Source organism: Paenibacillus durus, from assembly GCF_000756615.1.
Taxonomy (GTDB): domain Bacteria; phylum Bacillota; class Bacilli; order Paenibacillales; family Paenibacillaceae; genus Paenibacillus_AQ; species Paenibacillus_AQ durus.
This window is the reverse complement of sequence record NZ_CP009288.1, coordinates 4348303-4372373: the sequence shown is the minus strand read 5'-3', so window position 1 is coordinate 4372373 and position 24071 is coordinate 4348303. Positions and strand designations below refer to the sequence as shown.

The 24071-nt window shown below is 52.6% G+C and carries 23 protein-coding genes and 1 riboswitch; of the genes, 18 read left to right on the top strand and 5 right to left on the bottom strand.

All coding sequences use genetic code 11. The annotated features are described in order from the left end of the window. Positions 1-273: 273 nt before the first annotated feature. The 16 genes from murA (at position 274) to PDUR_RS18925 (ending at position 17358) form a co-directional block, all read left to right on the top strand. A complete protein-coding gene (murA, locus tag PDUR_RS19000) occupies positions 274-1557 on the top strand; it encodes a UDP-N-acetylglucosamine 1-carboxyvinyltransferase (protein WP_042207691.1) in 1284 nt (427 codons plus the stop codon). A gap of 63 nt (positions 1558-1620) precedes the next feature. Further along, complete coding sequence (locus PDUR_RS18995) at positions 1621-2376, top strand: cell division protein FtsQ/DivIB (RefSeq protein WP_042207690.1); 756 nt, start codon at positions 1621-1623, stop codon at positions 2374-2376. Positions 2377-2652: 276 nt separating this feature from the next. Beyond that, a complete protein-coding gene (gene ftsA, locus PDUR_RS18990) occupies positions 2653-3921 on the top strand; it encodes a cell division protein FtsA (protein WP_042207689.1) in 1269 nt (422 codons plus the stop codon). A 60-nt stretch (positions 3922-3981) separates the two neighbouring features. Beyond that, on the top strand, positions 3982-5094 hold the full coding sequence (gene ftsZ, locus PDUR_RS18985) for a cell division protein FtsZ (protein ID WP_042207688.1): 1113 nt from the start codon (positions 3982-3984) through the stop codon (positions 5092-5094). Between the two features lie 374 nt (positions 5095-5468). Then, positions 5469-6416, top strand: coding sequence for a sigma-E processing peptidase SpoIIGA (spoIIGA, locus tag PDUR_RS18980; protein WP_042207687.1), 948 nt, complete (start codon positions 5469-5471; stop codon positions 6414-6416). A gap of 122 nt (positions 6417-6538) precedes the next feature. Further along, entirely contained in the window at positions 6539-7258 is a 720-nt protein-coding gene (sigE, locus tag PDUR_RS18975) for an RNA polymerase sporulation sigma factor SigE (RefSeq protein WP_025701506.1), read from the top strand. Positions 7259-7360: 102 nt separating this feature from the next. Beyond that, positions 7361-8143 carry an RNA polymerase sporulation sigma factor SigG gene (gene sigG / locus PDUR_RS18970; RefSeq protein WP_036598778.1) on the top strand — a complete coding sequence of 261 codons (783 nt, stop codon included), beginning with the start codon at positions 7361-7363 and terminating at the stop codon, positions 8141-8143. A gap of 142 nt (positions 8144-8285) precedes the next feature. Beyond that, positions 8286-8630: a YlmC/YmxH family sporulation protein gene (locus tag PDUR_RS18965; protein ID WP_042207686.1), complete on the top strand. Its 345-nt coding sequence runs from the start codon at positions 8286-8288 to the stop codon at positions 8628-8630. 68 nt (positions 8631-8698) lie between these two features. Continuing rightward, positions 8699-9550, top strand: coding sequence for a peptidoglycan editing factor PgeF (pgeF, locus tag PDUR_RS29400; protein WP_042207685.1), 852 nt, complete (start codon positions 8699-8701; stop codon positions 9548-9550). Positions 9551-9553: 3 nt separating this feature from the next. After that, positions 9554-10252 (top strand): YggS family pyridoxal phosphate-dependent enzyme, encoded by a 699-nt coding sequence (locus PDUR_RS29395; protein WP_042207684.1) that lies wholly within the window; start codon positions 9554-9556, stop codon positions 10250-10252. Next, positions 10252-10701, top strand: a complete 450-nt coding sequence (locus PDUR_RS18950) for a cell division protein SepF (protein ID WP_042207683.1) — start codon at positions 10252-10254, stop codon at positions 10699-10701. Before PDUR_RS29395 ends, PDUR_RS18950 begins: the two co-directional genes overlap by 1 nt. Before the next feature lie 7 nt (positions 10702-10708). Beyond that, the gene (locus PDUR_RS18945) at positions 10709-10978 is read left to right on the top strand and encodes a YggT family protein (RefSeq protein ID WP_081949589.1); all 270 of its coding nucleotides are present in this window, start codon (positions 10709-10711) and stop codon (positions 10976-10978) included. A 3-nt stretch (positions 10979-10981) separates the two neighbouring features. After that, the gene (locus PDUR_RS18940) at positions 10982-11764 is read left to right on the top strand and encodes a YlmH family RNA-binding protein (RefSeq protein WP_042207682.1); all 783 of its coding nucleotides are present in this window, start codon (positions 10982-10984) and stop codon (positions 11762-11764) included. Positions 11765-11992: 228 nt separating this feature from the next. Further along, a complete protein-coding gene (locus PDUR_RS18935; protein ID WP_042207681.1) occupies positions 11993-12478 on the top strand; it encodes a DivIVA domain-containing protein in 486 nt (161 codons plus the stop codon). A gap of 1190 nt (positions 12479-13668) precedes the next feature. After that, positions 13669-16758 carry an isoleucine--tRNA ligase gene (gene ileS / locus PDUR_RS18930; protein ID WP_042207680.1) on the top strand — a complete coding sequence of 1030 codons (3090 nt, stop codon included), beginning with the start codon at positions 13669-13671 and terminating at the stop codon, positions 16756-16758. 204 nt (positions 16759-16962) lie between these two features. After that, positions 16963-17358, top strand: coding sequence for a DUF5665 domain-containing protein (locus PDUR_RS18925; RefSeq protein ID WP_407944239.1), 396 nt, complete (start codon positions 16963-16965; stop codon positions 17356-17358). Positions 17359-17444: 86 nt separating this feature from the next. Here the strand turns inward: PDUR_RS18925 and PDUR_RS18920 are convergent, their stop codons facing one another. From PDUR_RS18920 to PDUR_RS18900, 5 genes are all read right to left on the bottom strand, one after another. Next, positions 17445-18437 carry a 3-oxoacyl-[acyl-carrier-protein] synthase III C-terminal domain-containing protein gene (locus PDUR_RS18920; RefSeq protein ID WP_042207679.1) on the bottom strand — a complete coding sequence of 331 codons (993 nt, stop codon included), beginning with the start codon at positions 18435-18437 and terminating at the stop codon, positions 17445-17447. 117 nt (positions 18438-18554) lie between these two features. Then, positions 18555-18896 (bottom strand): hypothetical protein, encoded by a 342-nt coding sequence (locus tag PDUR_RS18915; RefSeq protein WP_042207678.1) that lies wholly within the window; start codon positions 18894-18896, stop codon positions 18555-18557. A gap of 174 nt (positions 18897-19070) precedes the next feature. Next, a complete protein-coding gene (locus tag PDUR_RS18910) occupies positions 19071-19439 on the bottom strand; it encodes a carboxymuconolactone decarboxylase family protein (protein ID WP_036602809.1) in 369 nt (122 codons plus the stop codon). Positions 19440-19537: 98 nt separating this feature from the next. Further along, positions 19538-21181 (bottom strand): thiamine pyrophosphate-binding protein, encoded by a 1644-nt coding sequence (locus PDUR_RS18905; protein ID WP_052410306.1) that lies wholly within the window; start codon positions 21179-21181, stop codon positions 19538-19540. 155 nt (positions 21182-21336) lie between these two features. After that, positions 21337-21434: riboswitch (cyclic di-GMP riboswitch) on the bottom strand. Positions 21435-21580: 146 nt separating this feature from the next. Further along, entirely contained in the window at positions 21581-22306 is a 726-nt protein-coding gene (locus PDUR_RS18900) for a TraR/DksA C4-type zinc finger protein (RefSeq protein WP_042207676.1), read from the bottom strand. Between the two features lie 212 nt (positions 22307-22518). Between PDUR_RS18900 and lspA the strand changes: the two genes are divergently transcribed. Together lspA and PDUR_RS18890 are read left to right on the top strand one after the other, a co-directional pair. Then, complete coding sequence (lspA, locus tag PDUR_RS18895) at positions 22519-23031, top strand: signal peptidase II (protein ID WP_042207675.1); 513 nt, start codon at positions 22519-22521, stop codon at positions 23029-23031. Between the two features lie 38 nt (positions 23032-23069). Further along, positions 23070-23993 (top strand): RluA family pseudouridine synthase, encoded by a 924-nt coding sequence (locus PDUR_RS18890; RefSeq protein WP_042209516.1) that lies wholly within the window; start codon positions 23070-23072, stop codon positions 23991-23993. Positions 23994-24071: the final 78 nt, after the last annotated feature.

Here is a 24071-nt window from a genome sequence, read left to right as displayed (position 1 = left end):
AGGTACGGTCCTGTAATAGCAGCCTATCCTTCGTTTCCTGGCTCCCTCCTGTCACACACCCGAGGAGATCTACATACGATATCCTATAAAACGTGACAATCACCTAAGGCTGCTTTCCGAAAGAGGGCGGACGGTGCGGCTCTTGAAGAGAGAGAATCTTGCGACTGCCCGAAGTTTCCGAATAGCGGCTGCCCTTGCCGGCTTAAGCGTGCTTTTAACCTAAGCGCCGGCGGCGCCTAGCGGGGGGTGAGCGGTAATCTCGGAGGTGATACATTGGACAAATTGGTGATTGAGGGTGGAATTCCCCTGTCAGGCACCATACGTATCCATGGAGCAAAAAACGCGGCGCTGCCCATACTAGCGGCGAGCCTGCTGGCCGAAGGCGTTCACTCGCTGCATAATGTGCCAAAGCTGCTGGACATCGAAACGATGCTTGCGATTATGGAGCGGCTCGGCTGCAAGGCTGGACATGAAGGGGATACGGTAACGGTGGATACATCGTCTGCCTGTTCATCCCATGTTCCGGAAGATTTGATGAAGCAAATGAGATCATCCATCTTCCTGATGGGACCGCTGCTGGCAAGGTTCGGCGAAGTAACGATCTATCAGCCGGGAGGATGTGCAATCGGCGAACGCAAGATCGATCTGCATCTGCGAGGGCTGCAGTCTCTAGGGGCAGAGATTGAGGAAGCGAGCGGGAAAATCTCCTGCCGGGCGGATCGGCTTAAGGGCTGCGACATTCACCTGGATTATCCGAGCGTAGGCGCGACGGAGAACATTATGATGGCCGCCGCGACCGCAGAGGGAACCACGACGATTTCCGGAGCGGCCCGTGAGCCGGAGATACAGGATCTGCAGAACTTCTTGAACCATATGGGGGCCTCGATTATCGGAGCGGGCACCGATACGATTACAATACAGGGCGTACAAAAGCTGAAGTCCTGCAGCTATGAAGTTATTCCCGACCGGATTGTCGCGGGAACGGTCATGATCGCCGCAGCGGCTACCCGGGGAGACGTCACGCTTACGCACGTCAACGCGGGTCATCTGAATTCGCTGATCCATGTCCTGAAGCGCGCCGGTGTTCAAATCACAGTGTGCAATGATATAATCAGTATAAGTTGTATGGGGCGCCCCCGGTCGGTAGAACGCATTGTGACTTCGCCCTATCCGTCTTTTCCGACGGATCTTCAGTCCCAAATCATGGTGCTGCTTGCACTGGCGGACGGTTTCAGCGTCATCAAGGAGACCGTGTTTGAAGGCAGATTCAAGCATGTTGAGGAAATGGTACGGATGGGAGCCGATATTTCGACCGATTTGAACCGTGCATTTATCCGCGGCGTCAAACGGCTCTATGGCGCCACTGTAGAAGCAACCGATCTCCGGGCCGGGGCGGCGCTTGTCATTGCGGGACTGGCCGCTCAAGGAACAACCATCGTCGAGCAGGCCCATCATATTGATAGAGGTTACGACGGCATTGAGCTGCTGTTTCAGAAGCTTGGCGCCCGGATCAGCCGCAAGACGCCAGTGCCGGGGCCGATTGATCTGGCAAATTAAACTCTCCTGTCTCCTCCAAGTCAAGTGATGGGGGAGGCAGGGCCTTACTACGGAGAATAAAGTATGTCAAATACCCGACTGCCTGTTCTGCAAGAGGACAAGCCCAAGAAAAAAAGAAGCCGTAAAGTTACGGTGATCCTGCTGCTGCTGTTTATCGCACTGCTTGGCGTTATCTTTTTTCGTTCGCCGGCCAGCCGAATTACGGAGATCGATTTCCGCGGCAGCAAATACTCTACCCCGGAAGAGCTGCTTCGGCAAAGCGGCCTCAAGAAGGGCGGGCAGTTTTTTGCCGTATCCAAAGGTGATGTGGAGAAATCGCTGCTTGAGCTGAATACGGTGCAGCAGGCGACGGTGGACAAGCATTTCCCCGGCGTCGTTACCGTACAGATTAAGGAGTTTCCGGCTGTTGCTTACGAGATTGATCCAAGCGGGAGCCTGAAGGCAATCCTCTCCAGCGGCGCGACGGTTTCCATCGATGAGAGCGGGATTGCTGTGGAGAAGCCCATTCTGACGGGCTGGAAGGCTTCCGATCCTTATAAGGCTAGGCTGTGCGGGGTGCTGGCGGAAATACCGAACGCGCTGACCAGCGATATATCCGAGATCGTTCCTTCGCCTACGCTTTCTTTTCCGGACCGGATCAAGCTGTATACCCGTTCGCACTTTGAAGTGACTACGGCCGTCTCGCTGCTGAAAGACAAGGTGGAGTACTTGAATCAGGTTATCGAAACGAAAGAGCCGGGCATGATTACGATGCTTGAAGCGGATTCCTATGTGCCCTTTGCCGGCAGTAGTGAGGTACAAGAAAACGCGGAAGAATAAATAGCCCCTACTCATAGGGGATAAAAAATGCTACAATCGGTTTTATGGGCAATAAATTTTCATCCCTCTTTTTTCTTTGGATTTTTTTTATTTAAGCAAACCTTTCAATATCCTGCTCTGGCTCATATTTCCAGGTGAAGGACTCTGCTTCCCGCTCAAAAAATTTGGAGAAAAAAGAGGGAAAGGAATGGGCATGTGGAATAAGGTAGAAAGGCGTTTCCGTCCCTTAATTGGCGGTGGGATCCCAATTCGATTAATCAGGAGGTGCCATAGGGCTTGAGCAACAATGACATCATTGTTAGTTTGGACATCGGTACATCCAAAGTTCGGGCAATTATAGGGGAAGTTACTAATGGAACCTTGAATATTATCGGTGTCGGATCTGCCGACTCGGAGGGTATACGCAAGGGTGCGATTGTAGATATCGACCAGACAGTCCAGTCCATCAAGAGCGCTGTTGAACACGCTGAGCAGATGGTGGGCATTCAAATATCCGAAGTGTATGTCGGCATTTCCGGCAATCATATCGGTCTGCAATCCAGCCACGGTGTAGTAGCCGTCCAGAACGAAGATCGCGAAATCGGCGAAGAGGATATCCTGCGCGTTCTCAAAGCCGCGGAAGTTATTGCGCTGCCGCCGGAGCGTGAGGTGATCGACGTCGTCGCCAAGCAATATATCGTCGATGGTCTTGAAGGGATTCAGGACCCGCGCGGAATGATAGGTGTCCGCCTCGAAGTGGAGGCCACCATCGTTACCGGAGCCAAGACGCCAATACATAACCTGCTGCGCTGTGTGGAGAAATCAGGGCTGAAAGTTAAGGACCTTGTGCTGATGTCTCTTGGAGCGGGCGGGTTAGCGCTTTCCAAGGACGAGAAGTCCAGGGGAGCGGTGCTGGTGGATATCGGAGCAGGCGCAACGACGATAGCCGTATATGAAGAAGGTTCCCTTACTGCAACCTCAACGATTCCGATCGGCGGAGAATTTGTAACGAATGATATCGCCTACGGACTGCGTACGCTGACCGACCAGGCAGAGAAAGTCAAGCTCAAATACGGATGTGCGTGGATTGACGATGCGGCCTCCGAAGTGGTCTTCAAGGTGCTGAGAATCGGCAGCAACGTCGAGAAGGAGTTTAATCAGGAGGATCTGGCGGCGATCATCGAGCCGCGCGTCCAGGAGATTTTCCACCTGATTCGTCAGGAAGTGAAAAGATTAGGTTACAACGACCTCCCGGGAGGTTATATACTAACTGGCGGCACTGTATCGATGCCAGGTGTATTAAAGGCGGCGCAAGCTGAATTGTCCGCATCCGTCCGGGTTGCCGTTCCCGACTACATCGGGGTAAGAGATCCCGGATTTACCAGCGGCGTCGGCATATTACACCATGTTGTCCGCAGCTTCCGGGGACGCAGCAGCGGCGCGGTTGCGAGTGCGAACAAGAAGACGGCGGGCCGCAGCAAGCCAAACGCCGCACCAAGCCAGGAGACCGCTCCGAAGCAGGGATTTGTGGAGCGTCTAAAAAATATTTTCAGCGATTTCATATAGTGAACGTCCAGATACACTTGGACCGGCCATCCAAGCATAATGAAGGGGAGAGGGAACAATATGTTGGAATTTGATTTTGAAATGGAGAGCCTGGCGCAAATTAAGGTCATCGGCGTTGGCGGCGGCGGCAGCAATGCAGTCAACCGGATGATTGAAAACGGCGTGCAGGGCGTAGAGTTCATCACGGTTAATACGGACGCCCAGGCGCTGCATATGGCCAAATCGGAACATAAATTGCAAATCGGGGACAAACTGACCCGCGGCTTGGGCGCTGGCGCCAATCCGGAGGTCGGGAAGAAAGCGGCCGAAGAATCCCGCGATCTGATTTCGAATACTTTAAAGGGAGCCGACATGGTGTTCGTTACCGCTGGGATGGGCGGTGGAACAGGCACAGGAGCTGCGCCGGTGATCGCCGAAATCGCCAAGGAATGCGGAGCGCTTACTGTTGGCGTAGTAACCCGCCCTTTCACCTTTGAAGGCCGTAAGCGTTCCACGCAGGCAGAGCTTGGCATCGAAGCGCTCAAGGAAAAAGTCGACACGCTTATCGTCATTCCCAATGACCGTCTCCTCGAAATCGTAGATAAGAAGACCCCGATGCTGGAGGCGTTCCGCGAAGCGGATAACGTGCTGAGACAGGCGGTACAGGGTATATCCGACCTGATCGCCGTTCCCGGTCTGATCAACCTTGACTTTGCCGATGTCAAGACGATCATGACGGAACGTGGCTCGGCACTGATGGGCATCGGAATCGCAACCGGCGAGAACCGTGCTTCCGAAGCAGCTCGCAAGGCGATTATGAGCCCGCTCCTTGAGACTTCGATTGAAGGCGCGCGCGGTGTCATCATGAACATTACTGGCGGCTCCAATCTGTCGCTGTATGAAGTTAACGAAGCGGCGGAGATTGTCACCTCTGCTTCCGACCCTGAAGTCAACATGATCTTCGGTGCGATTATCGAAGAGAGCATGAAGGATGAGATCAAGGTGACGGTTATCGCTACCGGTTTCGAAACCAAAGCTGCTCCTGCCGCGCCGGGACGCCGTCCGTCTTCGAACCAGACCGAGCAGGCAGCGGACAAGACGAATAATCTTCGTCCGTTCGGCAACCAAATGAGCCCAGACCAGTTGGACATTCCGACTTTCCTGCGCAACCGTTCACGGGGCAATAACGACTGATCATACAGGCAAGCAAGTCTTTCCCTCGGAGAGAAGAATAACCGGGTTTCTTGGCCATAAGGCGAAGGAGCCCGGTTTTTTTACGTGCCGGAAAACACAAGGGAAGCCGCTCTGAGAACAAGGGAAGCTGCTCTGAGAAAGAGCAGCTTCTTTTTTTACATACAGAAAGACTGTTTAAGTACTGATGATCGGCTTGCGAGCATAAGCTGTACTTGAAGGGTACAAGAAATCTCGACAAAAAAAGCCCGCTAACGCCTCCCAGATTTAGACAGACTTTGGACTTGAGACTTTCTATACTATTCCTATCGCAGCAAAAAGACCCGAAGCCAAACATTCTTGTTGCCGTCAATATGCAGCCTTAAGCAGGTGAGTGAATGGTAGTTTATATCGACTTGATTTTTGCCGCCAATCTGCTGATCGACGCGGCGCTGCTCTGGCTGACCGGCTGGATGATCAAGGTGAGGATCAAGTGGTTGCGGCTGTGGTTATCCGCTCTAGTTGGTGCGCTCTATGTCGTTATGATGTTTGTGCCGGAGCTTTCCTTCATGTACACCTTTTTGATCAAGTTCGGCTTGTCGGTCGTTATGCTCTGGGTCGCTTTCGGTTATCCCAGTCTGCAGGGCTTCTTCCGGAGTATGGGGGCCTTTTATATGATTAACTTTGCAGCGGCGGGCGGCATTCTGGGTGTACATTATCTGCTCCAAAGCTCTGGTGATATCTGGAACGGGATCTTGTATACGGCGACGGGAGGATATGCGTACCGGCTGAAAATCGGGTTTTGGTTTGTGTTGTTGATCCTGCTGCTGGTGCTGTGCTGTTACAAAGCCGTTCATTCCTCCCGCGCGCGAAGAGAGAAGCTTGAAGCTTATATCGGCATGGTGCAGGTGGAGATCGACGGCGTGACGGTCACCTGCCCCGGACTGCTCGATACCGGCAACAGGCTGTACGATCCTCTGACAAAAACCCCCGTTATGGTCATGGAGGCCTCGTTATGGGAGGAGTATTTGCCAAAGGAATGGAAAGGACGTCTATCCCAGGAGGGGGCGGATCAGCTGCTTTTAGAAACGGACGGGCAGTCCTTTAGATGGCAGGACCGGCTTAGACTGGTCCCCTACCGCGGAGTGAACAGGGGAGCGTCATTTATGCTCGCGTTAAAGCCTGACCATGTTGCCGTAACGCTTGGCGGAGAGACTGCCCTGCACCGCAAGGTGCTGATCGGCCTTGACGGCGGGACGCTGTCCGGAGACGGAGCCTACCGGGCGATTATCCATCCGGATCTGGCACAGGGAGAAGCTGCCGCTGAGCCGGGAGGAGTCGCTTGATGGGACTGAAAGTCATAGAAAGCGAAGCCCGAATTTCATACCGGAAATATCGGCCTGCGCAAACGGGCGGGAGAGCGTGTACGGCAGCTTCCTGGCGCGCACTTCTGGAAGGAGGAACAACGATGATCAAATGGAAACTGACGCTGCAGCTCCAATATTACCGGGTGCTGTTTCTGCTGGGGCTGAAAAGCCAGGAAATTTACTACATCGGAGGCAGCGAGGCGCTTCCCCCGCCGCTGACGCGGGAGGAAGAGGATTATCTGCTTCAGCGGCTCCCTTCGGGCGACGCGGCCGTACGCGCGATGCTGATCGAGCGCAATCTGCGCCTTGTCGTGTACATAGCGCGCAAATTCGAAAATACCGGCATTAATATCGAGGACCTGGTCTCCATCGGCGCAATCGGTTTAATCAAGGCGGTCAACACGTTTGATCCCGAGAAAAAAATCAAGCTGGCCACATACGCGTCGCGCTGCATCGAGAATGAAATCCTCATGTATCTGCGCCGCAACAACAAGACGCGCAGCGAGGTATCCTTTGATGAGCCGCTTAACATCGACTGGGACGGAAATGAACTGCTGCTATCGGACGTGCTGGGGACGGAAAATGATACCATCTACCGGAACATCGAGGAGCAGGTGGACCGCAAGCTGCTGCAGAAGGCGCTGGAGAAGCTGAGCGAGCGGGAGCGGCTCATTATGGAACTGCGGTTCGGTCTGCGCGGCGGCGAGGAGAAGACGCAGAAAGACGTCGCCGATCTGCTCGGCATCTCCCAATCCTATATTTCCCGTCTGGAAAAAAGAATAATCAAACGACTGCGAAAAGAGTTCAATAAGATGGTTTAGCCTGCCCTGAAGGGAACCTTACGGGAGGAATTTACCAAGGAATAAAATGGCCGACCGGGGAGATAATGTACAGTAATGTTTCTCCTTGGGAGGTTAATCATCATGACCCGTAATAAAGTCGAGATATGCGGTGTGGATACCGCCAAGCTGCCCGTTCTGACGAACGCGGAGATGCGGGAGCTGTTCACTTCGCTGCAGCAGCATGGCGAAAAATCCGCCAGAGAGAAATTGGTAAACGGCAATCTGAGACTGGTGCTAAGCGTGATTCAGCGGTTCAACAACCGAGGGGAATTCGTGGACGATTTGTTTCAGGTGGGCTGCATCGGGCTGATGAAAGCCATCGATAACTTCGATCTGTCGCAGAACGTTAAATTTTCCACCTATGCGGTGCCGATGATTATCGGCGAAATCCGCCGCTACTTGCGGGATAACAACCCGATCCGCGTCTCCCGTTCCTTAAGGGACATCGCCTACAAGGCGCTGCAGGTGCGCGACAGCCTGACGAATCAGAACTCGCGGGAGCCCACGATTTTTGAGATTTCAGAGGCGCTGGGCGTGCCGAAAGAGGATGTTGTATTCGCACTTGATGCCATTCAAGACCCCGTATCCTTGTTCGAGCCGATCTATCACGATGGCGGCGATCCGATTTACGTTATGGACCAGATCAGCGACGACAAGAACAAAGACGTCTCCTGGATAGAGGAAATTGCGCTGCGGGAGGCGATGCAGAGGCTGGGACAGCGGGAAAAACGCATCCTGTCGATGCGGTTTTTCGAGGGCAAGACGCAAATGGAGGTCGCCGATGAAATCGGCATTTCCCAGGCGCAGGTCTCCCGGCTTGAGAAATCGGCCATTCAGCAGATGCAAAAGCATGTGAAGTCATAACCCAAATAAGGACAACCAATCCCACCCGAGGGTCCGGCCTGACGGTGGGCTATTTTTTTGACAATCATGAATAATGAGCATTTGACCAAGCCGCCGGTACATATACTTAAAGTATACGTTTGAACTAACAGAGGTGGCGGACATGAATCAGGAAGCTCTGGCTTCGGGCAAAAAAATGAAAATTTCCGATTTTCAGGCCAAAGACGTAATCAATATTGTCGACGGAAGACGCCTTGGACAAATCAGCGATCTGGAGCTGGATCTGCGGCGTGGAGTCATTGACGCCATTATCGTTCCGGGGTATACGAGATTTTTAGGATTATTCGGCGGGGGTGCCGATCTCGTCATTCCGTGGCGGAACATTGTGAAGATCGGTTCGGATGTCGTGCTCGTGAAAATGGAGGAACCCCGCCCTTCGTCAGAAGCGGAAGAACGGGAGATGCTGGTGATCCAGCGGGAAGAACGGAATGAACGGCGCGCGTATTGAACGCAGCGCTGTCTTTTTTGAGATTATAGGAGCTTGTCTTATGGTACACTTAAAGACGGGGTGAGAGAATGGAACCGTTTGTGCAAAATAGCGTTAGTCCGGCACTATTCAGCCTGAAGCCGTGGACTGACCGTTTTTCCAAAATAACAGCCGGATTTACCGGACGGACCGGGGGAGCCGGACGCGCGCCTTACGAGAGTCTGAACTGCGCTCTTCATGTGGGCGACATTCCAGAGGATGTCATTAAGAACCGTAAGACCATCGCTGAAACCCTCGGCTTTGCGCTAGAAGACTGGACATGCGGGGAACAAGTACACGGCGCGGAAATTGCTATTGTAACGGCAGACGACAAGGGGCGCGGCAGCCTGGACCGGACTTCGGCGTTTGCGGATACGGACGGACTTCTGACCAATGTGCCCGGCGTGCTGCTGACTTCTTTTTATGCGGATTGTGTGCCCCTCTTTTTCTATGACCCGGTGTCAGGCACCGTCGGATTGGCCCATGCGGGCTGGAAAGGGACAGTTGCTGAAATCGCTTTGGCTATGGTTCAAAGAATGGAGACAGTCTACGGCAGCCGTAAGGAAGATATCCGGGCTGCAATTGGACCGAGCATCGGGGGCTGCTGTTATGAAGTGGACGATTTCGTAATGGACCGCGTTCGGAAGCTGGAGGGTAGTCTGGCTCTGGCAGAGGAATCCGCAGAGAGTCTATACCGCCCGTCGACCGCGCATAATGGCAAAATGATGCTCAACTTGAAAGAATTGAACCGACGCATTATGATAAAAGCAGGAATATTGCCGACTCATATCGAATGTACATCTTGGTGTACAAGCTGTAATGATGATTTGTTCTTCTCTTACCGTAAGGAAAACGGTGTTACGGGAAGAATGGCGAGCTGGATCGGAATAAAGGAGAGTTGACCGTTGTCCTCGACATTGCAGGAAAGAATAGCCGAAGTCAGTCGGCGGATTGAGCGCGCGTGCGCAAGAAGCGGACGGGACAGCCGTGATGTCCATATCATCGCTGTGACGAAATATGTATCGCTGGAAGCGACATCCGCCGTGCTGGCTTCCGGTCTTGTAAATATTGGCGAGAACCGCTGGCAGGTTGCAGAGAGCAAGTGGGAAGCGCTGGGGCATCAGGGAACATGGCATTTTATCGGGCATTTGCAGACCAATAAGGTGAAGGATGTTATCGGCAAATTTCAATATATTCACTCACTGGACCGGATGTCGCTGGCCAAGGAATTGCATCGCAAGGCGGAAGCGGAAGGACTGGATGTGAACGTTTTTCTTCAGGTGAACGTCTCTGGAGAAGAGTCGAAATACGGCCTGAGTCCGGACAAGGTTCCCGATTTTTTGCGGGAGATCTCGGGTCTAAACCATCTCAAAATCATCGGACTGATGACAATGGCGCCGAATGAGGAAGATCCGGAGCTTACGCGTCCGGTATTTCGCGGCCTTCGCGAACTGCGGGACAAGCTTAACGGCATGGGGCTGACTCCGGAGCCGATAACAGAGCTGTCGATGGGCATGTCGAATGACTTTGAAGTTGCGATTGAAGAAGGGGCCACCTGGGTGCGCCTGGGTACGGTATTGGTAGGCCATGAGGAGGGATCGTAATGGGCGTCATGAACCGGTTTATGAGCTTTTTGGGTTTACAGGAAGAAGAGGAGATCGTTGAACGTGAACCGCTTAACCAGCATGATGAGGAAGATTATGCGCCGAGTCCTGTAGAAACGCGCAAGAACCAGCGGGCAGGGAACGTCGTCAGCATCCATTCGCAAAAAAATGTAAAGGTTGTGCTGTACGAGCCGCGGTCCTATGATGAAGCTCAGGAAATCGCCGACCATATTCGCTCACACCGTACCGTCGTCGTCAATTTGCAGCGGGTCCGCAATGATCAGGCGATGCGAATAATCGATTTTTTAAGCGGAACAGTGTATGCTTTGAGCGGAGGTATTTCCAAAATCGGGGGGAATATCTTCCTCTGCTCGCCGGATACCGTTGAAATACAAGGCTCCATTTCGGAAATGCTCGCAGACGATCAAGACTATAACAGAATGAGGTGAACGGGCTTTGCACCAAATCAATTCCATTATCGAAATCCTATTCAACATCTATTTCTACATGATTATTTTCTACGTGCTGATGTCCTGGCTGCCAAACGTCCGTGACAACTTCATCGGAGAACTGCTCGGAAAGCTGGTGGAGCCTTATTTGACGCCGTTCCGCAAGATTATTCCACCCTTGTTCGGAACGATCGACTTTTCGCCGTTCGTAGCGCTGCTCGTGCTTGAGCTTGCAGCGAACGGATTGCGGTCCGTACTGTTTTATCTGATGGGATAAGGGATGAAGAACGAAATTTACGGTCATTTTCATCCGGATGAGCGGCAGTTTGTGGATCAGGCCTATGAATGGGTGGAGAATGCGGCCCGTTATCATGAACTGAAGCTGACGGATTTCCTCGATCCGCGGCAGGGATACATCCTGCAATCTTTGGTGAACCGTCATCCCGATGTGAAGGTCAGATGGGAAGGCGGGCATGAAGAATCGGAGCGGCGGAGAGCGCTGATCGCTCCTGATTACCGTGATTTGGAAGACGAAGATATGGCGCTGAAAGTGCTGAGTATAACACCGGCGGAGCAGAAACTTTCGGAACTGGAGCATGGAGATTATATGGGTTCCCTGCTTGGTCTGGGAGTCAAGCGAAGCAAAATCGGCGATATCCACGTCCTGGAGAACGGCTGCCATGCCGTCGTGACGTCGGATATCGCCGATTATTTGGCTCTGCATATGAGCAGCGTAGGCCGCGCTCCGGTCAGCGTGGAAGTGCTGCCGGTGTCGGAACTTCGCAGATCCGAAGTCAGGCTGGAGCCCATGGAGATTACCGTGTCTTCCCTGCGTCTGGACGGAATCGCTGCGGATGTGTGCCGGCTAAGCCGGAGTAAAATTCTCGTTCCCGTCAAAGCCGGCCGCGTCCGGGTGAACTGGAAGGTGGAGGAGGACCCTTCTTCCCATCTGAAAGAAGGCGATGTGGTCTCGATTCAAGGCTTTGGACGGTTTAAAGTGCTGGAGATTGGCGGACTTACAAAAAAAGGCCGATACCGGGTCCGGGTCGGTAAATTTGTATAATTTTCTTGCAGGAATTTCGGTACGCTTGTCGAAATTGAATAACTCATGAGGGCAGCTAACATTTGTGGAGCTGGACGCCGATAATTGTTGAAGAGGCGAGTTCTAAGGCATTCACGGGAAGAATGGGTCGATCGCCCTTTCCTAACTTGTTTTTTCTGACTTTCTTCTTCGTCCGCGGAGATGAACGGACGTTTGGGCGAGGCCCGAAATTTCTAGGAGGTGCACAGCATGCCATTAACGCCGCTCGATATACATAACAAGGAGTTTACCCGGCGGCTCCGAGGTTATGATGAAGACGAGGTCAATGAATTTCTGGACCAGGTCATCAAAGATTACGAGAGCATCATCCGTGAGAACAAGGAGCTGAACAATCAGCTCATGGCTCTGCAGGAGCGCCTGGACCATTTTACGAACATCGAAGAAACCTTGTCGAAGACCATCATTGTAGCCCAGGAAACTGCCGATGAAGTGAAGAACAACGCGAAGAAAGAAAGCCAGCTGATCATCAAGGAAGCCGAGAAGAACGCCGACCGGATTATCAACGAAGCCTTATCCAAGTCCCGCAAAATCGCGATTGAGACCGAAGAGCTGCGCAAGCAGGCTTCGATTTATCGTACGCGGTTCCGGACACTGGTGGAAGCGCAGCTCGAACTGTTGTCCCAAGACGATTGGGACGCGCTGGAAAGCCGCGAGGTTCGTGAAGAAGTATTTTGAGGCACTTGCCTTGGCCTGTTGACTTTTGTCGTCAAAGAGGCTATAACTAGATCATATCTGTAACATTTTATACGTATTCGATGACGGGACAAGTACGTCATGGTAATGATCCCCAGAGAGTCGGCGCCCTGCTGCAAGCCGATGTTCAGACCATGCCGGAATATCCTCCCTAAGAAGCGAACCCGAAACGAACGTTGTGTCGTGCGTAAGGTAAGCCGTATCCCGGACGTTACACCGGACCTGCGTTCTTGCGCGGGAGCTGAGATCGCGCTGTACCTAGGCCGTTAACACGGAAGGAATCTGCGCGGAATTAGGGTGGTATCGCGAGCGTCGCCTCGCCCCTTTGGGGGCGGGGCGTTTATTTTGTGTGGGGCGATCCCCCTAAATCCCCCTTACTCAAGGGGGACCCCAAGGGTTGCACCCTCTGGACACCCGCAAGGGTTGGAGAGGATCGCAGGGCTTGGCGGTTGGGGAGCGGGGGGCGACGGTGGAGCGGCCCTTCTCGCGGCATCCCCTGATGGGGACGCCGCTCGGGGCCTTCACAGCGCCCGAGAAGGCGTGCGGCTGCGCGCCGCCCGCCAGTGGCCCCTCGCGAGTGCTGCCCTAACGGGATCGCGGCTCGGGTGCCAGGGGCAACCCTGGTGCGTGCAGCTGAGCGCCGCCCGCCTTGAGGCCCCTCGCGAATGCTGCCCTAACGGGATCGCGGCTCGGGTGCCAGGGGCAGACCTGGTGCGTGCGGCTGCGCGCCGCCCGCGTGAGGCCCCTCGCAATTGCTGCCCTAACGGGAACGCGGCTCGGGTGCCAGGGGCAACCCTGGTGCGTGCAGCTGAGCGCCGCCCGCCTTGAGGCCCCTCGCGAGTGCTGCCCTGACGGGTTCGCGGCTCGGGTGCCAAGGGCCAGACCTGGTGCGTGCGGCTGCGCGCCGCCCGCCAGTGGCCCCTCGCGAGTGCTGCCCTAACGGGTTCGCGGCTCGGGTGCCAACTTAGAGCGGCCGCTTGCGGCAAGCGGGCACACCACCAACAGTAACTCTAAAAACCGCCGCTGCCTCGGACTTCGACAAACTTCCGGGTGTCCAGAGGGCGGAGCCCTTGGGGTCCCCCTTGGCTAAGGGGGATTTAGGGGGATCGAAAGGTTGGATTTAGGGGGATCGAAAACGGTTTTAAGACAAAACCACGAAAGGAATGGAATCTATGCATAAAGTAGACATCAAAGAAAAGGCGCGGGACAGAGACGTCCGCATCTTAAAGAAATGGAACGAGGAGAATACGTTCCGCAAATCCATCGAGTACCGCGAAGGCAAGCCGAACTATGTATTCTATGAAGGTCCGCCGACCGCGAACGGCGCGCCGCATATCGGGCACGTGCTCGGCCGCGTTATCAAGGACTTTATCGGCCGTTACCAGACGATGAAGGGCTACCGCGTCGTGCGCAAGGCTGGCTGGGATACCCACGGTCTGCCGGTGGAGCTTGGTGTGGAGAAGCAGCTTGGCATCTCCGGCAAGCAGGAGATCGAAGCCTACGGCGTCGAGAAGTTCATCAAAAAGTGCAAAGACAGCGTTTTTGGCTACGAGAAGCAGTGGCGTGAATTTACAGAGGCGATCGGGTATTGGACCGACCTCGACAATCCTTACGTTACCTTGAACAACACCTACATCGAGAGCGTATGGAACATTCTGGCTACAGTGCATGAGAAAGGGCTGCTGTATCGCGGCCATCGCGTCAGCCCTTACTGTCCGAGCTGTCAGACGACGCTCAGCTCGCATGAAGTGGCCCAAGGCTACAAGACCGTCAAAGATCTGAGCGCCACGGCCAAGTTCAAGCTGGATGACAGCGGTGAATATGTGCTGGCCTGGACGACGACGCCTTGGACGCTTCCGGCGCATATGGCGCTGGCGGTTAATCCGGACATGGACTATGTGCGGGTGCAGCAGGAAGACGGCGTCTACATCATGGCCAAGAATCTGGTGGAAGAAGTGGCCAAGGGCGAGCATACTGTTCTGTCCGAACTGAAGGGCTCCGATCTGGTCGGCAAAACGTACCAGCCCCCGTTCAGCTACATTCAGGCGGAGAGAAGCAATGTGATCGTCGGTGCTTCTTTCGTAACGGATGCCAGCGGTACGGGGATCGTGCATATGGCTCCGGCGCATGGCGAGGATGACTACAAGACCTGCCGAGAGAACGGTATCACCTTCGTGAACGTGGTGGATACTTCGGGTAAATATACCGATACGGTGACCGATTTTGCCGGACGCTTTGTCAAAGACTGCGACCTCGATATCGTCAAAATGCTGTCGGAGAAGGGCCTGTTGTACGGTAAGGAAAAATACGAGCATAGCTATCCATTCTGCTGGCGCTGTGACACGCCGCTTCTGTACTATGCGACAGACAGCTGGTTCATCAACACGACAGCGATCAAGGATCAGCTGATTGCGAACAACAACGGCGTCGACTGGTATCCGGGCCATGTCCGCGAAGGCCGGTTCGGCAAGTTCCTCGATGAGCTTGTGGACTGGAACATCAGTCGTAACCGCTACTGGGGCACACCGCTGAACGTATGGGTCTGTGAGGAGACGGGCAAAGAGTTCGCGCCGCACAGCATCGCCGAGCTGAGAGAAATGGCCGCCTCTGATGTGCCCGAAGACATCGAGCTGCATAAGCCGTATGTGGATAACATCCGCCTGCGCAGCCCGTTCAAGGAAGGCGCGGAAATGGTACGGACCTCCGAAGTCATCGACGTATGGTTCGACAGCGGCTCGATGCCTTTTGCTCAGAGCCATTACCCGTTCGAGAACGCGGATAAGCTGGAAGACCAATATCCGGCAGACATGATCTGTGAGGGCATCGACCAGACGCGCGGCTGGTTCTACAGTTTGCTTGCGGTATCGACGCTGTTCAAGGGCAAGGCGCCTTACAAGGCGGTTATCGCGACAGGCCACATTCTCGACGAGAACGGCCAGAAGATGTCCAAATCCAAAGGTAATGTCATCAATCCTTGGGATATCATGAACGAATACGGCACCGACGCGTTCCGCTGGGCGATTTTGTCTGACAGCGCGCCGTGGAACAACAAGCGCTTCTCGCGCGGGCTTGTAGGTGAGAGCAAGTCCAAGGTTGTAGATACGCTGGTGAACACCCACGCGTTCCTGACACTGTACGCGGGCATCGACGGCTACGATCCGGCGGAGCACCCTTTCAAGCTGTCGAATCATAAGCTGGACCGCTGGATTCTGTCCCGTCTGAACAGCCTGATCCTCGTTGTGGATAAAGGGCTTGCGATTAACGATTTCGTCAATTCATCCAAGGCGATCGAGAACTTTATCGATGAGCTTAGCAACTGGTATATCCGCCGTTCCCGCGACCGTTTCTGGGGCAGCGGGCTTGGAGAAGAGAAGCTGGATGCTTACCGTACGTTGACGCATGTGCTGCTGACGACGGCGAAGATTGTCGCTCCGTTCATGCCGATGCTGGCCGAGGATATTTTTGTTAACCTGGGCGGCGGAGAAAGCGTACATCTGGCCGATTATCCGGCAGCAGACGAGAGTCTGATCGATGCCACGCTTGAGCAGGACATGGAGAGCGCCCGTAACATCGTCGAGCTGGCGCGCAATGTCCGTAACGAGACCGGTATCAAGACGCGTCAGCCGCTTTCGGAGCTGATCGTATCCATCGGCCACAGCTTTAACGTCAATGAGTACGAGGAGATCATCAAGGACGAGATCAACGTCAAGTCGATTGTGCTGGAGACTAGCGACAGCGGATTTGTTGATTTCACTTTGAAGCTGAACCTGAAGGTCGCGGGCAAAAAATACGGCAAAAACGTCGGCTTCATCCAAGGATTCCTGAAATCGATGGACAGCGACGCCACGCGCAGCGCGGTTCAAAACGGACGGGTCGCCGTCACCTCTCCGGAAGGCGAAGAGCTGCAAATCACCGCGGAAGAGCTGCTGATCGACAAGCAGGCCAAACCGGGCTTCGCGTCCGCATCCGGCTACGGAATTACGGTTGCCCTGAACACTGAAATCACGCCCGAACTGGAACAAGAGGGCTGGGTGCGTGAAATCGTACGCGCGGTTCAGGATTACCGCAAACGGCTCGATCTGGCGATTGACAAGCGTGTCGCGCTCACACTGAATGTCGATGACGAGCTGAAAGCTGCAGTAACCGCGTTCGAGAATGTCCTGCGGGAAAATGTCCTTGTAACGACAGTTGATTTCGGCAGCGGCGATTCTTTTGAAACGGTGGATATCGGCGGCAAAACGATCGGCATTCTCATCGGCTAAGCTGCCGTTCGTCGGCAGAATAGGCGTATGTCCCATCCGTGAAATGCATATACTAGCGTCAGAAGTATGACCGCTGGCGTTAATGCGAGAAATATTCCTCTTTGAATATTTCAGCGCTAATAGGCGAGTCCCGTGCGAATGAAGAGACTGACCGTTTCTATTCGCCGGGCTCGTTTACGTTTCAGAGCCAAACGGAGGGGGCGCATGATGAAGGAGAATAAAGACGGAGGAGCGGACCATCGCTACGATCCGATGCATTGGAAACCACTGTCGCATGGCAGGGAAGGGCCGTCAGAACCTCCTGACCAGGATAAGATTGACGCCGTTTACCGGGTGGCTACTGAATGGGCGCAAAGAATGGAAAAGTCGCGGATTTCGGAGTATTTGGAGCTGCTGCATTCTCCTTGGCGGCTAATATGGCTGAACGTGCTGTCGGGTACCGCGCGTGGCGTCGGGATCGCCATTGGGTTTACTTTTTTTGCGGCAACCATTATTTACGTGCTTCAGGTGCTGGGGGCTCTTAATCTGCCGATTATCGGGGATTACATCGCCGATATCGTCCGCATCGTCCAACATCAGCTCGAACTCAATACGTATTAGTTCAAGGCAAAAAACGGCCCGCATGCAGAACATCTGCGTGTGAGCCGTTTTTCTTGAAATATAAGACTGTATAAGCTTCGCGCCTCTTAATACTCCATTACAAAAGCTACATTTTGCCAGCCGGCGCCAACCGTCCAGAACAGAAGCTTGTCCCCGCGTTCGATTTTTCCCGTGGATACAGCTCTGTGCAGAGCGATGAAAGGGCTGCTCGTCGAGGTATAACCAAATTCATCGCCGATGTAGACGGCTGCGTCGCTGCCGATCCCAGTTTTCTCGGAAACCGCGCGAATGTTGGGAAGTGACAGTTGAGAGAAGCAAGCCACTTTAATCGATTCAGGGGCGATCTCATTTTCACCAAGCAAGGTGTTGATAGACTCAGAGGCGGCGTCAACGCAGATTGAATCGTCAAAAGGAATGAATTTAACATTGAACTCTCCGGCACCCACGCCGGTACGGCCCACGTTGGCTAAGCCTTCCGCTGGAAACATCGAGTTGCCGTAGACACAAGTGTCTGTCTGGTAGATGGAATCTATGAAACCTACGGAATTCTCATCACGCTCCAAAATGACTGCGGCTGCGGCATCACCGAAGTTGGCATAATACACGGGATCATTCTTGTCGGCATGCGGTGCAACATGGTCGGAGCCGATGACCAGAGCGCGGCGGATTCTTGGATTGGCCATCATTTGCCGGCTAACCTGTTCAACCGAAGCTGTCATTCCCGCGCAGTTCGCATTGCTGTCAATGCAGATCGTATGGGATGCCCCGTTGATTAGCCGGTGGATCATCAATGAGTTCGTAGGAAAGATATACTCAGGAGTTTGGCTCGCATAAGCGATAAGGTCGATATCGGCACCAGTAAGACCGGTCTTCTCCAGAACATTGCTCGCCGCTTCGAAGGCCATCGTCAGGGAATTCTCTTCCGTATTATCGATGCTGTAGCGGTTTTCACGGCCCAGAGCGGCCAGAAGTCCACGGATATCAATCCCCTTTTCGTCAAAATGCTTTATGAAAAAGTCGTTGCCAATCTTTTTGCTTGGATGATAGATATCAATGTCCTTAATACGAATCCCAGCCATATGTATCCTCCTAAAAGTTTTGTGAGCGATCACTCCATCGTCCAGCTTCGAACAAAACTCGCATCGAATGCATCCGCTAAGCACTAAGTTGTGTGAGCATTCACTCCATTGATATAACTAGACTGAAATAATTTCCAGGTTTTCCAGTCCTGCTTTGCGTCCCAGACGAGAGAGCTGCATTTTGAGGACAGGATTATTCTCAAGAGTAAGATTTACTTTTTCAAATCCGTCGCCCTTGAACATGATGAAGCAGCCTTCAAGAAGCGGCACAACTTCAGGCGCGGTTACATTCAGCTTTCTGCAATCAATCTTCAGCTGATAGTCTGCAGGAGTAATACCAATGATCTTTTCTTTATAGGCTTGAATCGATTTAAGGCCGTCTTCTTCTGTAAAAGTTCCTTCTAATTCAATATCAATTACCTTTTTAGTAGCGTCTGTCTTCAAAATAAATTTTCCCATGTGTACATCTCTCCCGGAATTTGATGAGTTTAGCATATCCTTAAAAACTAACTGCTAACGCCAATATTCGACAATATAGCCTTAGTCTTGGGATATTTTTACTTCATTATATACATGAATTTCTCAAAAATGCAATAAAAAGTCGAATCATGTATTATTATGTCGCAAAAGTAGTTATTGGATTTCTTCCAGTGTCGAGAGAAGTACATTAAAAGCGGAAATAATTCTCGGAGCGCCAACACATGGCACCAGATGCAGTAAAATACCCTTGATTTGATCAACGGTCATGCCTACACGGAGCGCCATCACATAATGAACGCCAAGCTGCTCGAATTGGCCCATCGTAATTAGAGAGGAAATAACGGCAATCTCTTTCCAATCAGCACCAATAGTGGTCCGCTGAAAAATGTCGCCATAAGCGTTGCCCATAATAAATTCAGCCAATTCGGGAAAATGCTCTTTGATCGGAGCCATCGCCTTGGCCCCATAGTCGCCGGAAAGATTAGAGAAATGCTTGAAACCGCTGTTTACGTTGTCTTTCATTGAGATGCCTCCTAAAAGTTTTGCTGGCTTATGCTTCCCGGGTTACTTTTCGTCAAAGCTTGCTTCGGAAGCATATGCTTGTGTTGTCTGTGAAACTATTAATTAAGATTTAGTGTGCGGTGTGCGGTAGGAGGCACTTCGTCACGGTCAGTCAATAGCTCGATGACGGCAACGCGGTTTAAAGCCACAGCTTCGCTGATAGCAGCAGCAAATTGTTCTTTGGTCTCGCATTTGTAGCCGGCAGCTCCCAGCGATTCGGCAAATTTTACGGCATCCATAGGAACTTCAAATAGAGTTCCGTCGATTCTGCCTGTAGTTTTTTCCATTCCTTTTAACGCCATATCCAGCTGCATATTATTCACAACGATAAAAATGACCGGGATATTCTTGCAAACGGCAGTATTAATTTCTGTGCCGAGCATCATGAAGCAGCCGTCGCCGGTAATGCAAAATATCGTTTCCTCAGGGGAAGCAACCTTTGCTCCGATTGCCATGCCGATTGCGTTGCCCATGCAGGCAAAGTAGGCGTCGAAGACAAAACTGCCCGGCTTCTTCACGTTGTACCACTTCACGGCATTGAAGCCATGGCTGCCGTCATCAACAAATACGGTATTGTTATAAGGGATCAGATCGCTCATCGTGTTCATTACCGACGCCAGCGAAAGCTTGGGCAGATCGGGCAGTTCTTCCGCATAATGAACGGCCGTCTCCGTTTCACGTTTTTTAATAGCGGCAGTATCAACATTCTTGAGATACAGCGACAAGTTATCGCGCAAATCTCCGCCGACAGCAATCGTCTGGGAGGTTAGTATTTTTCCCACAAAGGTAGGGTCTACATCAAACTGAATTAAGGTCTTTGGATGATTATCCGCCTTAAGGTTACAAATGGTCATGTCACTAAGCCGCGACCCAAGCACGATAAACAAATCACTGCGGTTCAATAAATCGTCGCCATGCTTGCATCCGCCAACACCGACCGGACCATGGTACAGCGGATGATCCCAGGCAATAGCGCCTTTGCCGCCGGGAGTAGTAACGACAGGAATATTAAAAGTCTCTGCCAATTGGACCAATTCCGTATGCGTGCCGGAGCGGTTGACGCCTTTGCCGGCTATGATCAGAGGTCTGCTGGAATGATTAATGGCATCCGTAACCCGGTCAAAATTAGCGTAACTGACAAGGGTTTCGCGTTCGGGGATAACAATTCGGCATTCTTTAAGCGGTTCTGTCTGGACATCAAACGGAATGCACAGATGAACAGGTCCGCGCTTGCCGCTCAGCGCAATGGAAATGGCATGGTTAAAAATCGTGCTGAAATGGTCGCCGCGTTCGATTAGTTTGCTGAAGAGCGTAGCGGGTCTGAACATGTCCGCCAAATCTGCTAGATACGAAGAGGAATCCTGGCATTGGGGAATTCCGAGCTCCTGAATGGATTGATGCCCCGTAATAAACAGCACAGGGAGGTTATTGGCTTTGGCATGTGCCGCCGCTGTGAGGAGGTTCGTCCCCCCCGGACCGGAAGTACCGAAAGCGACGCCTAGATTTCCGGTCTTTAAGGCATAGCCGGAAGCTTCGAATCCAGAGCTGGATTCATGTCTCCCGGGAATAAACTCAATACCATAATCCACCATCTTAAGAACTATGGGACAAATAGATTTACCGATAATGCCAAAAGAATGCGTTACTCCGAGATTGCGTAGTGCTTCCGCCATATAATCTGCGACTGTCTTCAAAAGATCCACCTCACAAATTAAATATTGTTTGTCATGTTATCGATCCTTCGAAGTAAAACCGGTAGATCAGAATAACAAATGACAGAAGACCTGTACTCAAAACAGAGTACAGGTCGGTTGACAAATCACCATTTAGGACGCTTGATATGCAGTCGTCCCGGTTCTTCAGCAACCTGGCTGTCATGGTCTCAAGGGAAGAACTGAGACTGTAGATCCATGGCTTTGCGTCATTCCCTTTCGGAGAATTTTGCCCATATTAAGGTTAATAAAAAAGAACAATTTTCCCTTACAATATATTCCTAGCCCTTGTTTTGTCAATATATTTATATAAACAGGCTCGAAATTTGACGAAATGATTGATTATTGAGCATAAAGACTCATTGCAAAGAAAAGAAGCAGCCCTTGCGGCTACTCCTTCTCGTTAGCGTAAGGATCAAGCAGGTAATCGCCTTCTCCGCTGTCCATGTAACTCTGGTACTGATGTCCCTTCACGACGGTAACATGATTGCCCGTTATGTCCGTGGCGATGAAATTTTCCCAGGGCTCGACGAAGCCATCCGGGTCATCGGCTTCGATTTCCATATCATTGTAAGAATCGATATTATTTCCCTCCGCCATAGCCGGCGTGTTGGAGGTGCCGAAGCTCTCGACGATCTGCCAGGCGTCCTCGCCGTCAAATCCGTTATACTCATGCTCGTCGAGACTGCTCCGCCCGAATGGAGGAGTAAGAAATTCCTCTTCAACCGGGCGTGTATGCGGCTTTTCCTGGCGGGGGCTGTATTCCTTGGAATAGCGCGTAGCAGGAAGGGCGGCCAGGCGCTCATACGGAATCGGCTGTCCGCTCGCTGCGCAAATGCCGTATGTGCCTTTGTCCATCGCCTCAAGCGCATCGTCTATATCCTTAAGTTCCAGTTCTTCAAGCTCTTGAAGCGATATATCCATAGAACGATGATACAGGTCGGTTGCGACATCGCCGGGATGGTTGTCGATTTCGGTCAATTCGCCCGACATATCCCGCATGGAATCTTCAAGACCGTGATCTTCATTCTCCTTAAGCCTGTGCCGGATATCGTCCCGCTGGCGGATAAGAAGGCCGCGCAGGTGGGCAAGCTGTTCCGAAGACAGGTGATTCATTAGCCTCGGCTCCTTTCCATATGCCGTTTTCCTTGTTAGGTTGGCCGATTGGCCGGTTTTTTACCGCTGGAAAATTGTGCTTTTGATAAGCAAGGCTCGGGGTGCGCTCCAATGGACGGGTTCTTAACGCCTGTGCTACAATATACAAGTCTTTTATACACGTTTTGGACCGCTTTCGGGTGGGAAAAATAAGAACGGAGTGACAAGCTGAAGTGGTGTACTATCTGATCGCGCTAATCGTATTTTTGCTTGACCAGGGAACGAAATATCTGATCTCCACGCGCCTTGAAATCGACGAACAAATTCCGGTAATCGGGAACTTTTTTGTTATCACATCGCATCGAAACCGCGGCGCCGCTTTCAGCATTCTGCAGGACCAGCGCTGGTTTCTCATACTGGTGACGGTTGTCGTCCTGATTGGAATCGTCTGGTATTTGAACAAAGTAAAAAGGACGCGGCGATTGCTGCCCTTGGCGCTGTCACTCGTGCTTGGCGGCGCAGTCGGCAACTTTCTCGACCGGGCGATTACAGGCGAAGTTGTCGATTTTCTGCGGTTTAATTTCGGCAGCTATACGTTTCCGATCTTTAACGTGGCGGATTCCTGTATTGTCGTCGGCGTAGCGCTCATCATACTCGATTCCATCATGGATATGAGGGGCGGCCCAACCGAAGTGATTGAAGTGAAGGAAACAAGCGAGGTAGAGGAAAGGAATGAACAGCATTGAGTAAGGACGCCCGTAATGAAGGGGCAGAAGGCGAAGCCATGGAGAATGATATCGTCGTCTGGACCGTTCAGGAGGAATACGCCCGAGAACGTATTGATAAATATTTAACCGAAGCTTGGGAAGAGGAAATCTCCCGCTCTCAGGTGCAGCAGTGGATCGAGGCGGGACATGTTACGGTAAACGGCAGGACGGTAAAAGCGAACTACAAGCTTTCTACGGGGGATTCAATCACCGTGACGGTTCCGGAGCCGGAGACCTCGGAGCTGACGCCGGAGGATATTCCGCTGAATATTGCTTATGAGGACGCCGACGTGATCGTCGTTAACAAGCCGCGCGGCATGGTCGTGCATCCTGCGGCGGGTCATCCCTCCGGCACACTGGTCAACGCCTTGATGTACCACTGCAAGGACCTGTCAGGAATTAACGGCGAGATTCGCCCCGGCATCGTGCACCGGATTGATAAGGACACATCGGGCCTCATTATGGCCGCCAAGAACGACGCCAGCCACAATTCGCTTGCCGCCCAGCTCAAAGCGCACAGCGTGACCCGCCGCTATTTGGCGGTCGTCCAAGGCAACGTGGCTCATGATCAGGGAACGGTGGACGCTCCAATCGGCAGAGACCCGCATGACCGGAAGCTGTATACGGTAACGGAGAAGAACAGCAAGACGGCGGTAACCCATTTTACCGTGCTGGAGCGGTTCGGCGATTGTACGCTGCTGCAGCTTCAATTGGAAACCGGCCGGACGCATCAGATTCGGGTACACATGAAATTTATCGGGCACCCGCTCGTCGGCGATCCCGTATACGGCCGGAGTAAAGGGATCTTTATGGAGGGCGGACAAGCATTGCACGCGGCTATACTCGGATTCGTCCATCCTTCCACGGAGGAATATCTGGAGTTTTCGGCACCGCTGCCTGAGGATATGGAAGAACTCCTCGCCCGCCTGCGGAGCAGATAAGTACAAATCAACTTACGATTTGTCCATTGTTTTGAAGCCGCTGTTACGTCATATTTAACAGTATAGAATGGATAGGCT

What these genes read in the sequence shown, in the direction of transcription:
- PDUR_RS18995 (WP_042207690.1), top strand. Translation starts at nt 1,621, where the DNA reads ATGTCAAATACCCGACTGCCTGTTCTGCAAGAGGACAAGCCCAAGAAA.
- ftsZ (WP_042207688.1), top strand. Translation starts at nt 3,982, where the DNA reads ATGTTGGAATTTGATTTTGAAATGGAGAGCCTGGCGCAAATTAAGGTC.
- spoIIGA (WP_042207687.1), top strand. Translation starts at nt 5,469, where the DNA reads ATGGTAGTTTATATCGACTTGATTTTTGCCGCCAATCTGCTGATCGAC.
- sigE (WP_025701506.1), top strand. Translation starts at nt 6,539, where the DNA reads ATGATCAAATGGAAACTGACGCTGCAGCTCCAATATTACCGGGTGCTG.
- sigG (WP_036598778.1), top strand. Translation starts at nt 7,361, where the DNA reads ATGACCCGTAATAAAGTCGAGATATGCGGTGTGGATACCGCCAAGCTG.
- PDUR_RS18965 (WP_042207686.1), top strand. Translation starts at nt 8,286, where the DNA reads ATGAATCAGGAAGCTCTGGCTTCGGGCAAAAAAATGAAAATTTCCGAT.
- pgeF (WP_042207685.1), top strand. Translation starts at nt 8,699, where the DNA reads ATGGAACCGTTTGTGCAAAATAGCGTTAGTCCGGCACTATTCAGCCTG.
- PDUR_RS18950 (WP_042207683.1), top strand. Translation starts at nt 10,252, where the DNA reads ATGGGCGTCATGAACCGGTTTATGAGCTTTTTGGGTTTACAGGAAGAA.
- PDUR_RS18940 (WP_042207682.1), top strand. Translation starts at nt 10,982, where the DNA reads ATGAAGAACGAAATTTACGGTCATTTTCATCCGGATGAGCGGCAGTTT.
- PDUR_RS18935 (WP_042207681.1), top strand. Translation starts at nt 11,993, where the DNA reads ATGCCATTAACGCCGCTCGATATACATAACAAGGAGTTTACCCGGCGG.
- ileS (WP_042207680.1), top strand. Translation starts at nt 13,669, where the DNA reads ATGCATAAAGTAGACATCAAAGAAAAGGCGCGGGACAGAGACGTCCGC.
- PDUR_RS18925 (WP_407944239.1), top strand. Translation starts at nt 16,963, where the DNA reads ATGATGAAGGAGAATAAAGACGGAGGAGCGGACCATCGCTACGATCCG.
- PDUR_RS18920 (WP_042207679.1), bottom strand. Translation starts at nt 18,437, where the DNA reads ATGGCTGGGATTCGTATTAAGGACATTGATATCTATCATCCAAGCAAA.
- PDUR_RS18915 (WP_042207678.1), bottom strand. Translation starts at nt 18,896, where the DNA reads ATGGGAAAATTTATTTTGAAGACAGACGCTACTAAAAAGGTAATTGAT.
- PDUR_RS18910 (WP_036602809.1), bottom strand. Translation starts at nt 19,439, where the DNA reads ATGAAAGACAACGTAAACAGCGGTTTCAAGCATTTCTCTAATCTTTCC.
- PDUR_RS18900 (WP_042207676.1), bottom strand. Translation starts at nt 22,306, where the DNA reads ATGAATCACCTGTCTTCGGAACAGCTTGCCCACCTGCGCGGCCTTCTT.
- PDUR_RS18890 (WP_042209516.1), top strand. Translation starts at nt 23,070, where the DNA reads ATGGAGAATGATATCGTCGTCTGGACCGTTCAGGAGGAATACGCCCGA.